This is a genomic window from Brachyspira sp. SAP_772 (assembly GCF_009755885.1).
In the GTDB taxonomy this organism is placed as follows: domain Bacteria; phylum Spirochaetota; class Brachyspiria; order Brachyspirales; family Brachyspiraceae; genus Brachyspira.
Window position 1 is genome coordinate 198,089 of record NZ_VYIX01000003.1, and the last position, 15,828, is coordinate 213,916.

Genomic DNA, 15,828 nt, shown 5'->3' on the forward strand with positions numbered 1-15,828 from the left:
TATGATGAGTGACGGTGCATTATCTCAAGATGAAATAGAAGCTTTGCTTAAAGGAAGTGAAGATGCTTTTGGCGGCACTGACAGCACTTCAGCATCTGCTGGAAACGGCAATAATGTAGATAAGCAGCTTTTTAATGAGGCAGCGAAAATCATAGCAGATAATCAAGCTTATTCATTATCTTCTATTTCTACAAAGACTGTGTCCATCACAAATATTACTACAACTGTTGGAGATGTAAGTAATTTGCATCAGATGCTTTCTGGTAAAGTGATAGAAGCAAAAGTATCATATACTGGCTCAGCTAATGGTAATGTTTATTATTTTATGGATGAAAAAGAGGCTTTAACTATAGCTTCTCTTATGACTGGTCAGGCTGAGACTGATTTGAATGATATGGTAGCTCAAGTATTAAAAGAAGCTTTCTCTCAAATGATTGGGGTTTCTGATAGTGCTTTAACTTCTAAGTTTGGAGGAAACTTTACTAATGCTCCTGTAGAAACTAGTGTATTGGATGATGCTGCTTCTATAAGCATTGCTGGACCTTTAGCTATAGTAAATGCTTCTCTAAGTATAGATGGAGAAATAGATAACGCTCCTTATATATTTGCTTTTGAATTGCCTGTTTTACAAGCTATTTTATCTAGTGCTGCAAAAACTGCTTCTAATACAAATGCTTCGGCTGCAAATGGCAATAATGGTGCCCAAGCTAGTGATAACGGCAAACAACTTGGTGTACAGCATGCAGAATTTAATTCTTTAATGCCTGCTTCTGATGTTCAAGGTACTGGTAACATTGGTCTTTTGATGGACGTTACTATGAACATGACCGTTGAACTTGGAAGAGCTACTATGACTATTAAAGATATTTTAGGTCTTGGTGAAGGTTCTATAATTGAGCTTCAAAAGTTAGCTGGCGAACCTGTGGATTTGCTTGTTAATGGAAAATTAATCGCTAAGGGCGAGGTTGTAGTTATAGATGAAAACTTCGGTGTTCGTGTAACTGATATCATTAGCCCTATGGACAGATTAAGAAACAAATCTAAATAAGAGATAAGATTTAATTAAACATAAATACCTTTTTATAACGGAGTTTTTAAAAGCTCCGTTTTTTATTTTTAAAGTATATCTAAGCGAGTATGTTTTGTTGTATATATTTTTAGCTTTGTATGTTTGGAATATGTATTAATACAAAATAATACCAACTTTTTAAGCTAAGAAATGCAGTTCTTTTGGTTCTTTTATACCAATACCGAAGGCACTTCCTACGGTCGTACCGAGTAGGTGCCTATCGGCAAAAGAACTGGGGGTGCGGGGGCTAGTCCCCGCAAATAATTAAAATAAAAAAGTTAAAAATATTAGTATATATTAAAACTATTATTTTCTATCAATTTTTTGTTGTTCTTTTTCCCGCAGCTCGCGGTGCGGACTTCGTCAAAAGAACCAAAAAGTGCAAGTTTGTTGGCTTTATTATTTAATACATATTTTAATATGTATTAAATAATTAACATTTTCATCTTTATCAAAAAAATATATATATATTGAAAAATATAGTTGTTTAGGTATGTACCAAAAATTGCTATCTTCTTATTCTCACAAAATTGCTGTGAGTGAAATTATCATCTATATCTAAAACTATTAACATTCTATCTGCTTTTTTCCAATAATTCTTATCAAACGACATTCTAAAACCAATACGCTGACCTACTGGAAACATTACATTATAAAACTTGTCATTACCTGTAAAGATAAGATCTTTATTATTATATAATGATACACTAGCTTTTAATTCTTCTATTGTACTTGAATTGGTATAATTAAAATTATTAACTTCTATAGTGGCTACTACAACTTCACTATTGCTTGAATCTATATTATTAATTTTACTAGTAATAGGAGCTCTAAACTTTCTAAAAAACTCTATATTATCAAATAGCCCAGCCCTATTTGCAAAGAATAATACTACTACAATAGTGAGAAACCCTCCATAAAGAAGCATAAACCATCTCTTAGAAAATACATTTGAACTTCTTGGTATTTTAGGCATCTTTGGAGTGTGCGGAGGTTTAGTATTATAAAACTCTAACTCTGGTTTTTTGGGGTCATATACCTCTCTTGACAATTTACATCATCCTCTTTAATATTTTTGACTGAAAATAAGCAACATCTTTTGGCTGAACAGAATCATTGCCTAATTTTTTGCTAGCCTCTAAAAAACTTTTTGATTGTAATATTAATGCTAACTTTGAAGCTTCAAGCATTTGTAATTTTCTTGCTAAAAAAGCTCCAACAAAACCAGCTAATACATCTCCCATTCCAGCTTTACCCATAGAAACTGTAGGGTTATAATTTATATATATATCATCATCATTCATCAAGAAACTAACAGCGTCTTTTAATATAATATTAGCCTTAGTACTTTCTCTAAACTTTCTTAAAGCATTATAAGGATTAGTTAAAGCTTCTATATGATTAATTCCTGTAAGCTTTTCAAACTCATAAATATGAGGAGTAAGCAAAAAGTTACTACCTAATTCTGATAAGGTGCTTTGAAACATCAAATATAAAGCATCAGCATCTACAACTGTAGGAATATTTATTTGCTTTAGTATAGAATTAATAAAAACCTCTGTAGACATATCTCTACCAATACCAGAGCCTATTATACAAGCATCACTTTTATTTATATCTTCTACAATATATAAATCATCTGCTGTAAAACATTTATTATCATATTCTCCAACACCTATAACAACAATCTCAGGCATATCTATCATTACAGCATTTCTAACAGTTTCTAATATCGCCTTAGGAACATAAAGCCTAATATATCCTACCCCACTCCTATAGGCAGCTTTAGCAGATAGTATGCAAGCTCCTGTATATTCATAGCTTCCGCATACTATGGCAAGTTTTCCCTGCTCCCTCTTAGAATAAAAAGCATTTCTTACTATCTCTATGTTTTCATCATAATCTATTAAATTGGCAACATATGGAGCCTCATCTAATATACTCTCTGGAAATATTGACTTTATTATAAATAAATCCCCAATATATTCTCTAGTGTTATATAAAAACATAATGTCTTTAGCAAAACATACAGTATAAGTTTCATCTGCCTTAAAACAACTATTAGAACTATCATCAATCTTTGAATATAATCCAGAAGGTATATCTATAGCTATTCTTATTATATTTAAATCATTTAAACTATCTACTAACAGTTTTTGTATACCGCCTAAAGGTCTTTTTCCGCCTGTGCCGAATAATGAATCTAAAACTATATCATTTTCTTCTATCAAATCAATAGCTTCATAAACATTCTCTTCACTTCCCAAATACTTTATTTCAACATTCATTGATTTTAATATATTGAAATTAGCATAAGTGTCTTTATTAACTTTATCTAAATTGCCGGTAATATAAACATTTACATTATATCCATTTTTTATTAAATATCTAGCAACAGCAAAACCATCTCCCCCATTGCCTCCAACAGATGAGAATATATGAACAAAATGATTATTAAGTGTTTCAGCATATCTCTCTTCCAACAAATTAAATATATCTAAAGCTACATGCTCCATCAAAAGTATAGATGGAATTTTTTCTGTTGTTTTTTTATCTATATTTATTAGCTCTTCTGTTGTTACTACCTTCATTTAGATATCCTTATATTTTATATTATTTTTTTATTTTGTATTATCTAATTATTGCTATAAATGAAGATATAGGATTTCTTGTAATTTTATTATATCTGCTCATTTTATACAAAAAATCATTAAACCCAGAATGTTCTGATAATATTTTTGTATATGTTTCATTGGATATTGAATTAGTATTATCTTTAAAAACTTTCACATCATAATAAGCAGCTAATTTTAATGACCACATAGCATGATTATATTTTTTCCCATTTTGCAAAACAGGAAAAACTTTAATAAAAGATTTTGATAAGCTAGTTTCAAATTTTTTTAAATCATCTACATTACAAAAATTGGGAAGCAACTTATAAGTTACTCTGCTTCCTTTTTTTATGGGGGTAATTATATTGTAATTATTATAAACAGATATAATGGGCCAATATGTAGAATTTCCATAAACCTCTTTAGCTATATCCCAATAATACATATTGTTTGATACAGTATAAGATAAATTAGCAGTTTTTACATTTGTAAAATATCCATTTACAACATCAGATAACTTTTCATTATCCACATTGCTGCTTCCATTGTTATTGTTCTTTGAAAAAATCATAAAAAGAATAACAACAAGAATTATTATTATCATTGCTATTTCTACTATTAATATCAATGGATTATTTTTTGTTTCTTTCTTTTCTTTAGCTTGTTTTGCTGGTTTATCAGATTTTAGTTCTTTATCAGAAATATTTGACAAAGATAGAAGCTCATCTTTGCTGTAATCTTTCATTTCTAATTTATTTTCATTAGTAAGAGCAGCTATTTCATTAAAGAATTTATTATTAACTCTATTAACAAAAACAGCATCAGGATTAAAAGCAACATACCCTTTATTGTAGAAGAAAGTACCAAAATTATCTATATAAATACTTTCATTATGATCAACTAAATGTCTAATAGTTTCAAACACAGCTTCACAAAATTTCTTCTTTTCTAATCTCTCATTAACATCATCAATCTTAGATATAATGCTGTAAAGTGAAGCATCAAACCCCATATCAGCACTTCTAAAAGCTATATTATAATTCTTGTCAATAAATATATTTCCAACTTCATAAATAAAAAATATTTTCTTCTCCAATACCAAAGAAGTAATATCTTCAAATAGATTATTAATTTCATCTTTAACAAAATTTCTATCTAAACTTTTTTTAGCAGAGCATAATCTATCTACTAATTTATTATAGCCCAAATACTTATTTTTGATATTTTGAATCTTCATCTCAACCAAATAAACTAAAGTTCTATCTTTTTCAAAGTTCACATATCCATCATCATGAAAAAAAGTACCAAAGTTTTCTATATATACCTTCTCTCCGTTATCAACTAAATGTCTGATAGTTTCAAAAATCATTTCATATAGTTTCTTTTTAATGGCTCTATTTTTTACAGTATCATATTTTTCTGTTATGGTATTTAAAGAAGCATCAAAAGATATATCAGCACTTCTAAATATAATATTATAATTTTTATCTAAATATATATACCCTAACTCGTACATATAAAAAACTTTATTATTTAAAACATACGGAGTTATACTAGAAAATAATTCATTAATAAGTTTGTTGATTTCAGTTTTTGTGGTTCTTAATCTTGAAGATAATCTATCAATTAATATACCATTTGTACTAAACATAACTACCCCTTAATTAAACATAATAAAATTATATATTAATTTAAAATAAAAAAAAGCCTAATTCTATAATTTTATCAAAAAATCAGGCTTTTCAATTTTTTATTTTATTGGCTTATTATAGATATTCTTGAAGCCATTCTTTTAATTGAGCTTCGTTTTTCATTCCTTCAGCTCTCTTAACAACTTCACCATTTTTGAAAACCATAAGTGTTGGTATAGATTGAACACCGTATTTAGCTGCTATCTCTTCTGCTTCATCAACGTTTACAGCAGCAAAATTCATTTTATCAGAATTAGCATCTGCCACTTTGTGTAAAACAGGTGTTTGCATTTTGCAAGGTCCGCACCATTCTGCAAAAAAATCTACCAAAGTTGCTTTATCTGATGATATTGCACTTTCAAAATTACCTGAGTTTAATTCTTGTACTGACATATTAATAATCCCCCGTTAATGATATTTAATGTTTGTATAATCTAAACATAATTTTAATAAATGTCAATAGAATTATGTTACTTTTAAAAATTTAATTAACATAACTACATATTTATATACAATTTAAAATATTTTTTTAATATATTAATAAATTAAAAAAACATATATTACACATTATAACTAAATATAATAAATAAATACTCTAAAAATTCATATTAAATAAAATTATATTTTGTTTGATAAATAAGTTAATGTTTTTTAATATTTAAAATAAAAAACTCAATATAAAGTTTATTTTATATTGAGTTTAAATATTAAAATTATAAAAATTAAAACCTTACAATATCTCTGTTTATTTCTTTTAAACTGTGAACACCGCACATAGTCATAGCATCTTCAAGTTCAGCACCTAACTGAGCAGCATAAGATTTAACACCCTCTTCTGCCCCGCCGTATACAGCTATAACAAAAGTCCTCGCAATAACAACAGCATCAGCACCAATAGCAAGTGCCTTTAATATATCAGCACCGCTTCTAATACCGCCATCTACTAATATTTTAATTTTTCCCTTAACAGCATCAACTATCTCAGGCAAAACCTCAGCAGTAGAAGGGCATTGATCAAGTACTCTTCCTCCGTGATTAGATACTATTATAGCATCAGCACCAGCCTCAACTGCCTTCTTAGCTCCTTTAACTGTCATTATTCCTTTTATTATAAATGGCCTATTAGCAATCTCTTTTATCTGTCTTAATTCATCAACAGTTTTACTTCCTGCCTTTGGAGTAAGGTTTTTCAAAAAAGGAAGACCCGCAGCATCAACGTCCATAGCTACAGCAAAAGCATTAGAATCTGCAACAAGTTTCATTTTCTCTTTTATAACATCCATATTCCAAGGTTTTACAGTAGGAATACCTATACCATTTTGCTTTTTTATCATACTAGTAGCAGCAATCATTACATTAGGATTGGTTCCATCTCCTGTAAAAGCTGTAATACCAGCATCTGCACAAGATTTTACTAATATATCATTATATTCTTCTTCTTCATATTTATCGCCATAATGAAGCTTAACCGCACCAACAGGACCAGCAAATATAGGATACTTAAACTTCTTACCAAATAACTCAAAAGAAGTATCAACATCTTCATTCGAAGATATTGTATCCATATTAAGTCTTATATCTCTCCATTTGTCATAGTTTCTAATGGCAACATCACCTATACCCTTAGCTCCGGGTCCCGGCATACAATCTCTGCATACTCTGCCATTACATATAGCACAAGCCTTACAAAAGCCCATGCAATCTTTTGCAACTTCTATAATCTCTTTATATGTCATAAAAAATTCCTTTAATTAAAACTGTATTTTATAATTATATAATATTGAATAAAAAAATAAATAAAATAGTTTTCAATTAAAAAAATTATTTATGCTTTAATATATCTATCATCTCTTTTATAAGGTTTTTTTCACTCATAGCAGTCATTAAATGGTCTTGAGCATGTACAAATAACATTGTAATTTCTATTTTTTCGCCATCGGCTTCTCTTGTTATGAGGTTTGTTTGGAATTCATGAGATTTCAAAATTATTTCATCAGCCTCTTTCATCTTTTCTTCTGCCTCATCGAACTTTTTTTCTTTAGCAAGCCTTAAAGCTTCATAAGCTAAACCCTTACTTTCTCCAGCCAAACTAATAATAGGAAATACATTCTCTTCCATAAATTTTTCTTGTTCTTCTGTCATAATAAAATCTCCTAATATATATTATTTATTTTTATAAAATTGAGGTAAATAGTCTTTATTTTGTTTTATTATTTCATCGAGTACAGTTTTAGCAACTCTTCCGCTTACAACCAATGGATTAACTGTTAATGCTTGAAGTGCTTTACCATAATCTCCATGAACTGCTGCCTCTACTGTTAATTGCTCAAAGTTTTTCATAAGCTGCAGCAATCCCCTCACTTCAATAGGGAAAGGCTTTTGTTTAAGAGGTTTTAATTCATCTTTATAAACATTAACTGTAACTTCAACAGCACAATCATCTGGCAAACAATCAATAGTGCCATTATTTCTTGTAGATATTATCATCTCTGTACCTGAATTATTATGTAAAGAACTTATAAGCTCGCATGCAGAATCAGAATAATATTTTCCGCCTCTATTATTTAATTCTTCAGGTTTAGTATTTAAATCTGGGTTTTTATATATTTCAAATAATTTTTTCTCTATTTCTTTTACCTGCTCTCCTCTTGTTCCTTTACCATCTCTAAACTCTGACAATTCTTCTCTAAGCATTTCATCTGTAAGGTAATAGTATCTATGATAAGGACAAGGTATCATTTTAGTATCAAGTATTTGTTCTTTTATCCAAGTTATTTCAGTGTTAATATTAGCAGGTCCATTTTCAAAACCATCTACATATTTCTCTAAAACTTCCTTAGTTTTGTCAACACCATTATATATTACTTCTCTTCCCCATAAAAAGTGATTTAAACCGCCGGCAATAAAAGTAATTTCTTCATCAGAAACTTTTAATATCTCTGCTACACTTTTTTTCATGTTTACTGGTACATTGCAAAGACCTGCCATTTTTATTTCTGGGTGATATTTTAAAACTGCCTCTGTAACTATTCCAGATGGATTAGTGAAGTTTACAAGATAAGCATTTGGAGATAATTCTTTTATATCTTTACAAATATCAAATATTACAGGTATAGTTCTTAATGCCTTAGCAAATCCTCCAGCACCATTAGTTTCTTGACCTATCATGCCATAACTTAATGGTATTCTCTCATCTCTTATTCTAGCATCTAATAAACCAACTCTTAATTGAGTAGTTACAAAACTAGCATCTTTTATAGCTTCTCTTCTGTCTAAAGTTGTAAATATTTTGAACTTATCTTTTAATCCCGCTTTTTCTATCATTCTTTTTGCAAGATTTCCTACTATTTCTAATCTTTCTTTTGAAGGCTCTATATCAACAAGCCAAAGCTCATCTACTGGCAATTTATCGTATCTATTTATAAATCCTTCTATAATTTCAGGAGTATATGAAGATCCCCCTCCAATAGTAGCTATTTTTAATTTATTTGACATATTTACACCTCCAATTATTTTTTAAAGCTTAAAAGAGCATTTATTTTTTATAAGCTATTTAAATCAATAATAGAAGTTATTAATTCATCGTTCATTATTAATTTCCAGTAATTAATATCTTTATTGTTATAAAAAATTATTCTGTTATTTTAAATCTTTGAGCCATATTTATATAGTCTAGTAAAAACAAATATTCTTCATCAACTCTTCCAACAACATTTGTTCTTCCAGTGTTTTTTATATCTTTTAATGCTATTTGCAACTCTCCTGCATAACTTCCATATTCTGAAGAGTCAATAAGTATATCTCCTCTTTTAATATCTGTAACAGCATTAAATATCTTAAAATTATGCCCTTTATATTTTACTCTAGGATTTGAAGACCTAATAAAATATTCGCTCGCATCTGCTCTATTTTGATGAAGTTCTTCAAGTATAATTTTTCTCTCTATTTCTGGAATGCTATCTAACAATTTAGCTTTTAATGTTATGAGTCTTTTATCTAAACTTTGAAGCTTCTTAAAAGACTCTTCATTAGCATAGCAATTAGCAATAAATACAGCATCCACCCCTAAGAAAAATAATTCCATAGCCTGTATTTCTATAGCCATATTTCTATGTTCTTCTAAAGTGCATATACCATCATCTACAGGCCAAGGTCCAAAACTAGCCTCTTTTGCATTAAYAAAGGCTGATGATTTTATTGARTGTTTTTTGAAACGATTCATGCTTTCAATAAATAACCTTTTATCTAATCCGCTATAAGCATGAGGATAAAAGTTGTAACAGCCTATTAAATTTTCTTTATTAGGATAATAATTCATTATAGTATCTATATATGAAGTTGAATTACTCATATTTAATTCTATTTTTAAATTATAATCATTATAAGTCATTAAGCTCTCTTCATTTCCACTAAAACCCAAATCTAACCTTATAGCCCAAGCTCCTAATTTGTAAAAGAACTCTAAATTATCATAAGATATATCTAAAGATTTAAATACTGCAGGAGAGATATCTAAAGTGGTTTTTATTCCTCTCTCCTTTGCATAATTTATAATCTCAGAAAACTCTTTTATAATCTCTTCTTTAGAATGTTCAACGGATAATAAGCACATAAAACATCTGGTAAATCCATATTTAGAAGCTAAGTCTATATAAGATTTATTATCTTCCATTTTTGAATGAAACGGATAAACAGAAATGCCTAACTCTCTCATAAAGTATATCCTAATAAATTAATTAATATATTATTGAACTTTCAAGTTTAAAGCGAAGTCTAATATTTTTTCTCCATTCATAGTACCATAATCTCTAAAATCTATAACATCTAATGGTTTATTTTTTTCTTTAGCTTTTGCTTGGAATTCTTTAAGCTGAAATTTTACTTGCGGTCCAAGTAAAAATACATCATAACTATCTAAAAGTTCATTAAATCTTGCAGTACTTACAGCTTCTATTTCTACTTCAATATTTTTTTTCGCAGCAGATTCTTTCATTTTTTTTACAACCATACTTGTAGACATTCCTGCTGAACATAATAATAAAATTTTAGTCATATATCTTTACCTCTTTTTTTAATTTTATTTATTATAAAGATAACACTTTATATCAATAACTCAAACAATAAAATTTCTACTTTAATCTGGTAATTTTTTGTATATTATTTTCTAATCTTGTATATTATTTTTTAATAATAATATATAATATAAGCATTATTATAAGTTTATATAAATTATGAAAAACAAATATATAAAAGAACTATTATCCATTATCTCTAATGAATCATACACTACAGCAGAAATGTTAGCAAAAAAATTGCAAATAAGTGAAAAAACTGTTAGAACAAAAATAGCAGAATTAAATAAAGAATTAGAAAATACAGGAATTAAAGTAGTATCTAAAGCGAGATACGGATATATTTTAGAATGCGATAGTCATAAAGATATATCAAATATTAATATTAATTCACATACATTTAATGATTTTGAATATAGGCTAAAATATATATTTGAACATCTTATAAATAATAATAATACATATATAAAATCTGATAATCTTATAAGTGCATTAGATATATCAAAAACAACACTCACAAATACATTAAAAATTATAGAAGATAATATTAGGTATTATAATCTAAAAATAGAACGTAAGCCAAATTATGGTATTAAATTAATTGGTAAAGAATTTGATATTAGAAATTGCATAATAGATTATTACTTAAAACAGCAAATATATGATAAAAAATATACAAACAAAACTATAGAAAATATAGTGATTAATTTTATAAAAAAAAATGACATGAAATTATCTGAAGTAAACTTAGAAAACTTTATATTATATATTTCTGTATCAATAGAGAGAATAAAAGAAAATAAAAATATAGATGATTATAATGATGATAAGAGTATATTAAAAGATATAAAAAAAGAAGAGTTAAAATTAGCAAAAAAATTAGCAAGTGTATTAGAAAAAGAATTAAATATAAAATTAACCGATATAGAAATAATTTTTATAGCAATTCATATAGCATCAAAAAGTTTATTATCAAACAGTGAAAATTATATTATACAAAATAAATTGGACAATGTAGTTCATGACATGCTTGATTTAATATACAATAATTTAAAAATAGATTTAAGAGATAATTTAAACTTAAGACTGCTTCTTAATCATCATATGATACCGCTTGATATAAGAATAAGATATAATGTTTTACAAAAAAATCCAATGCTATACGATATAAAAACTAATTATTCTCTAGCATATCTAATAGCATCAGAAGCTAATACTGTGCTTAAAACATATTATAATAAAGATATATCAGATGATGAGATAGGCTTTTTAGCATTATTGTTTCAAATAGCTTTAGAAGAAAATAATGAAGATAAAAAGAAAATAAATATTTTAATAGTATGCGGAAGTGGAAAAACTACTTCAAAGCTTCTTATGCATAAATATAAAAAAGAGTTCGCTGATTATATAGAAAATATTTATACTACAGATCTAATCATGCTTAAAGAGTTTGATTTTTCTAAGGTGGATTATATATTTTCTACAGTGCCTATAGTTTTTCAAGTACCTGTTCCTATTGTGCATATAGGGTTGTTTTTAGAGACTAACGATATTATAAAAGTAAAAAATGTTTTGGATTTATCTGAAAATAATTTTTTAAATAATTATTATAATAAAAAATTGTTTTCCACAAATATAAAAGGAAACACCAGAGAAGAAATTATAAAAAATATATGTAAAAATATTAAAAAACATATTAATATACCTGATAATTTTTATGATTTAGTAATGAAAAGAGAGAGTTTATCAGAAACTGATTTTGGAAACCTTGTTGCAATTCCGCATCCTTTTGAAATTGTAACGGATGAAACTTTTGTATTTGTTGCTGTATTGGAAAAACCTATTATATGGTATAAAAATAATGTGCAGGTTGTTTTTTTGGTTTCTATATCAAATAAAGATGATGATAATTTACAGAAATTTTATCAATATACAGTTGACTTTTTATTAAATGAAAAAAATGTTATAAAGCTAATAGAAAATAAAAGCTTTGAAAATTTAATGTATTTATTAAAAAATTCTTCGGGGCTATAAATGGAAAGTTTTAAATATGTAATTAACAATACAAACAACATACATGCAAGACCTTTGAGTGAACTTGCTAAAATAGCAAAAGATAGTGAATGCGATGTTATTATAATAAAAGATGATATATCAAAAGACATAAAAAAAATGATAGGCATAATGCAATTAGGCCTAAAGGTTGGAGATGAAGTTGTTGTAAATATAACAGGTGAAAATAAATCAAAAGAGAATAAAGCTAAAAAAAATATATTAAATTTTTTTAAAACGAATTTTTAATATATAGTTAAAGAATTATATTTTGTTATATAATTGTTTTATTCAACTTTTTCCCGCCTCAAAAAGAACCAAAAAGTGCAAATGTTATAACTTTATATGTATGGAATATATAAAGCTAAAATAATATCATGTTTCATCTATGCATAAAAATCTAGACTTCATTAAATGCAGTCTTTTTGCTTCTTTGTGCCAACAAAAGAAGTGGGGGTGAGGGGGCTAGTCCCCTCAAGTAATAAAAAAAATAAAAATTTTATTGTTCTTTTTCCCGCCTTCGCACCACAGGCACTTCCTTCGGTCGTCCTGAAGGACTCCTTTCAGTCGCGGTGCGGACTTCGTCAAAGAACCAAAAAGTGCAAGTGTTTTAGCTTTATTTTTTTAGAATATATAAATCTAAAATAATGTTTATATTTTATTATAGATAAAAAACTATACTTTATTAAATGCAGTTCTTTTGCTTCTTTTATACCAATAAAAGAAGTAGGGGTGTGGGGGCAACGCCACCACAAAACAAAAAACTTGAAAAATATTTTCTGACAAACTAAAATCAATGTATTCTAAAATAACTAGATTTTGTTATATGATTTTTTATTCAACTTTTTTCCCGCCGCAAAAAGTTTTCGCCCTTCGGGCACGCTTCGCGAAAGTGCAAATGTCTTATTTTATATCTAGAATATATATAAATATAATACTTGTATTTTGCTTAAAAATGCAGTTCTTTTGGTTCTTTTATACCAATACCGAGTAGGTGCCTATCGGCAAAAGAAGTGGGGTGCTACACTACGGGCACGCTTCACGGGGGGTAAAGCTCTGCAAATAATTAAAATAAAAAACATATTTTTAATAATCTTAAAAATTTTTACATAAAAAAAGAGGCTATTATTTAATAATAACCTCTTCTTATATTCACAACCTTAAAAGATTAAAATCTCTTTTTTCTGTCATGTTTTCTTTTGTTGTTGTTTTCTTCTTCAACATAATCTGCAGGTTTTTCAAGTAAAGCCTTTCTGCTTAAAGAATATTTTCCGCCCTTAACATCTATTATCTTTACTTTTACTTCATCACCAATCTTTAAAACTTCTTCAACATTCATAACATGTTTGTAAGCAAGCTCAGATATATGACAAAGCCCCTCAACACCCGGTAATATCTCAACAAAAGCACCAAAGTCTTTAATGTCTTTTACAACACCGTCATAAACCTCACCAACCTCAGGGTCTTTTACATAAGCGTTTATAAGGCTAATAGTTTTATCTAAAGTAGGAGTGTCTGGAGCAAATATATTAATTACGCCGCTGTCTTGTATCTCAACATCGCTTCCAGTCTCTTCAATGATAGCTTTTATATTTTTTCCTCCCGGTCCAATCAATACTCTAATCTTTTCAGGATTTACATCCATAGTTTTATACTTAGGAGCGAAATCTGAAATCTCATTAGGGTTAGATATAGTAGCTTCAATCTTATCAAGTATAAAATATCTTGCCTTTTTAGCCTGCTCTAATGCCTCTTTTAATATTTGAGTAGATATACCAGTAAGTTTAATGTCAAGTTGGAAAGCAGTAATACCTTTACGTGTTCCAGCAACCTTAAAGTCCATATCACCTAAATGGTCTTCAACACCCTGTATATCTGTAAGCACTTTATATCCATCTTTATAAGTAGCAAGCCCCATAGCAATACCAGCAACGCTAGCATTAAGAGGAACACCAGCTGAAAGTAATGACATAGTAGAAGCACAGATTGTAGCCATTGATGAAGAACCATTACTTTCTAATATTTCAGCAACTACTCTTATAGTGTATGGGAATTTATCTTTTGAAGGAAGCACAGCATTAAAAGAACGCTCTGCTAAATTACCATGCCCAATCTCTCTTCTTCCCGGAGAGCCGTATCTTCCAACTTCTCCAACAGAAAATGGAGGGAAATTATAATGAAGCATAAAAGTTTTGTTTTCTTTGCCGTATATATCGTCCATTAATTGAGCATCTTTCTCACTTCCTAATGTAACTATTGATAAACACTGAGTTTGTCCTCTAGTAAATAAAGCAGAACCGTGAACTCTAGGAATTAAGTTTGTCATAGTAGTGATAGGGCGAATCTCATCTAATGCTCTTCCGTCTGGACGCATTCCTTTTTCTACTATTGCCTCTCTTACAATTTCTTCTTCTATAGAATGACAAATGCCTTTAACTTGAGATATCAATTTTTCATCTTCTATTTTTGTTTTAATATACTCTTCTACATCTTTAAAAGCATTATCCATACTTTCATTTCTTTTAGCTTTATCAGGGTTATAGTTAGCAGCTTCTATTTTTTCTCTGCCGTATTCAGTAACCATTTTTACTAATTCAGCATCATACTCAAATAATTCCTGCTCTATTTTTTGAGTACCGCAAAGATTAGCCATTTCGTTTTGCATATCAATATATTTCTGCATCTCTCTATGAGCTAACTCTATAGCACCGATAAATACTTCCTCAGAAACCTCTCTTGCTTCACCTTCAATCATTAGTATAGCATCTTTACTTCCAGCAACGATTATATCTAATTCGCTTGAATGAAGCTCGCTGTTTTTAGGGTTGATGATATATTCACCATTTTTATAACCTATCCTTACAGCCGCAACCGGACCTCCGAAAGGTATCCAAGAAATAGTGAGTGCTGCAGATGAAGCTATTAAAGCTAAAGCATCTGTAGGCATATCAGTATCTACAGAAAGTACTGTAGGAATAATTTGCACCTCATTTCTAAAACCTTCAGGGAAAAGCGGTCTTAAAGGTCTATCTATTATACGGGAAATAAGTATCTCTTTATCTCTAGGTTTAGCTTCTCTTTTGAAGAAACCGCCCGGAATTTTACCGCCTGCATAATATTTTTCATTATAATTTACAGTAAGCGGGAAAAAGTCTGATTCTAAATTAGGCTCTTTTGCCGCAACAACTGTAGCTAAAATAGTAGTATTTCCTAATCTTAAAGTTACTGAACCATGTGCTTGTTTTGCTAAAAGTCCTGTCTCTAAAATTAATTCTTCTCCGCAAAATACACTCTTAACTGTTACCATATATTCTCCTTATTACAAAATA

The 15,828-nt window shown here is 28.6% G+C and carries 13 protein-coding genes; 3 read left to right on the top strand and 10 right to left on the bottom strand.

Annotation, left to right across the window (positions count from 1 at the left end):
- Window position 1 precedes the first annotated feature (1 nt).
- Entirely contained in the window at window positions 2–1,048 is a 1,047-nt protein-coding gene (gene fliN, locus GQX97_RS10595) for a flagellar motor switch protein FliN (protein WP_157151927.1), read from the top strand.
- Between the two features lie 529 nt (window positions 1,049–1,577).
- Here the strand turns inward: fliN and GQX97_RS10600 are convergent.
- The 9 genes from GQX97_RS10600 to GQX97_RS10640 all read right to left on the bottom strand — a co-directional run bounded on the left by GQX97_RS10600 (window position 1,578) and on the right by GQX97_RS10640 (window position 10,428).
- Window positions 1,578–2,120, bottom strand: coding sequence for a hypothetical protein (locus GQX97_RS10600; protein WP_157151928.1), 543 nt, complete (start codon window positions 2,118–2,120; stop codon window positions 1,578–1,580).
- A 1-nt stretch (window position 2,121) separates the two neighbouring features.
- A complete protein-coding gene (locus GQX97_RS10605; RefSeq protein ID WP_157151929.1) occupies window positions 2,122–3,660 on the bottom strand; it encodes an NAD(P)H-hydrate dehydratase in 1,539 nt (512 codons plus the stop codon).
- A 40-nt stretch (window positions 3,661–3,700) separates the two neighbouring features.
- Entirely contained in the window at window positions 3,701–5,335 is a 1,635-nt protein-coding gene (locus tag GQX97_RS10610) for a hypothetical protein (protein ID WP_157151930.1), read from the bottom strand.
- A 115-nt stretch (window positions 5,336–5,450) separates the two neighbouring features.
- Window positions 5,451–5,768 (bottom strand): thioredoxin, encoded by a 318-nt coding sequence (gene trxA / locus GQX97_RS10615; RefSeq protein WP_157151931.1) that lies wholly within the window; start codon window positions 5,766–5,768, stop codon window positions 5,451–5,453.
- Between the two features lie 329 nt (window positions 5,769–6,097).
- On the bottom strand, window positions 6,098–7,111 hold the full coding sequence (locus GQX97_RS10620; protein WP_157151932.1) for an alpha-hydroxy-acid oxidizing protein: 1,014 nt from the start codon (window positions 7,109–7,111) through the stop codon (window positions 6,098–6,100).
- A gap of 85 nt (window positions 7,112–7,196) precedes the next feature.
- The gene (locus tag GQX97_RS10625) at window positions 7,197–7,517 is read right to left on the bottom strand and encodes a PTS lactose/cellobiose transporter subunit IIA (RefSeq protein WP_157151933.1); all 321 of its coding nucleotides are present in this window, start codon (window positions 7,515–7,517) and stop codon (window positions 7,197–7,199) included.
- A gap of 21 nt (window positions 7,518–7,538) precedes the next feature.
- A complete protein-coding gene (locus GQX97_RS10630; protein WP_157151934.1) occupies window positions 7,539–8,870 on the bottom strand; it encodes a 6-phospho-beta-glucosidase in 1,332 nt (443 codons plus the stop codon).
- 136 nt (window positions 8,871–9,006) lie between these two features.
- The gene (locus tag GQX97_RS10635) at window positions 9,007–10,089 is read right to left on the bottom strand and encodes a DUF871 domain-containing protein (protein WP_157151935.1); all 1,083 of its coding nucleotides are present in this window, start codon (window positions 10,087–10,089) and stop codon (window positions 9,007–9,009) included.
- Between the two features lie 30 nt (window positions 10,090–10,119).
- Entirely contained in the window at window positions 10,120–10,428 is a 309-nt protein-coding gene (locus GQX97_RS10640) for a PTS sugar transporter subunit IIB (protein WP_157151936.1), read from the bottom strand.
- Window positions 10,429–10,606: 178 nt separating this feature from the next.
- On the opposite strand from GQX97_RS10640, the gene GQX97_RS10645 reads away from it, so the two are divergent.
- A complete protein-coding gene (locus GQX97_RS10645) occupies window positions 10,607–12,481 on the top strand; it encodes a transcription antiterminator (protein WP_157151937.1) in 1,875 nt (624 codons plus the stop codon).
- Window positions 12,482–12,748: an HPr family phosphocarrier protein gene (locus tag GQX97_RS10650; protein ID WP_157151938.1), complete on the top strand. Its 267-nt coding sequence runs from the start codon at window positions 12,482–12,484 to the stop codon at window positions 12,746–12,748.
- 919 nt (window positions 12,749–13,667) lie between these two features.
- Here GQX97_RS10650 and pnp read toward each other — a convergent pair.
- On the bottom strand, window positions 13,668–15,806 hold the full coding sequence (gene pnp, locus GQX97_RS10655) for a polyribonucleotide nucleotidyltransferase (protein WP_157151939.1): 2,139 nt from the start codon (window positions 15,804–15,806) through the stop codon (window positions 13,668–13,670).
- Between the last annotated feature and the right edge of the window lie 22 nt (window positions 15,807–15,828).

What these genes read in the sequence shown, in the direction of transcription:
- fliN (WP_157151927.1), top strand. Translation starts at nt 2, where the DNA reads ATGATGAGTGACGGTGCATTATCTCAAGATGAAATAGAAGCTTTGCTT.
- GQX97_RS10605 (WP_157151929.1), bottom strand. Translation starts at nt 3,660, where the DNA reads ATGAAGGTAGTAACAACAGAAGAGCTAATAAATATAGATAAAAAAACA.
- GQX97_RS10610 (WP_157151930.1), bottom strand. Translation starts at nt 5,335, where the DNA reads ATGTTTAGTACAAATGGTATATTAATTGATAGATTATCTTCAAGATTA.
- trxA (WP_157151931.1), bottom strand. Translation starts at nt 5,768, where the DNA reads ATGTCAGTACAAGAATTAAACTCAGGTAATTTTGAAAGTGCAATATCA.
- GQX97_RS10620 (WP_157151932.1), bottom strand. Translation starts at nt 7,111, where the DNA reads ATGACATATAAAGAGATTATAGAAGTTGCAAAAGATTGCATGGGCTTT.
- GQX97_RS10625 (WP_157151933.1), bottom strand. Translation starts at nt 7,517, where the DNA reads ATGACAGAAGAACAAGAAAAATTTATGGAAGAGAATGTATTTCCTATT.
- GQX97_RS10630 (WP_157151934.1), bottom strand. Translation starts at nt 8,870, where the DNA reads ATGTCAAATAAATTAAAAATAGCTACTATTGGAGGGGGATCTTCATAT.
- GQX97_RS10640 (WP_157151936.1), bottom strand. Translation starts at nt 10,428, where the DNA reads ATGACTAAAATTTTATTATTATGTTCAGCAGGAATGTCTACAAGTATG.
- GQX97_RS10645 (WP_157151937.1), top strand. Translation starts at nt 10,607, where the DNA reads ATGAAAAACAAATATATAAAAGAACTATTATCCATTATCTCTAATGAA.
- GQX97_RS10650 (WP_157151938.1), top strand. Translation starts at nt 12,482, where the DNA reads ATGGAAAGTTTTAAATATGTAATTAACAATACAAACAACATACATGCA.
- pnp (WP_157151939.1), bottom strand. Translation starts at nt 15,806, where the DNA reads ATGGTAACAGTTAAGAGTGTATTTTGCGGAGAAGAATTAATTTTAGAG.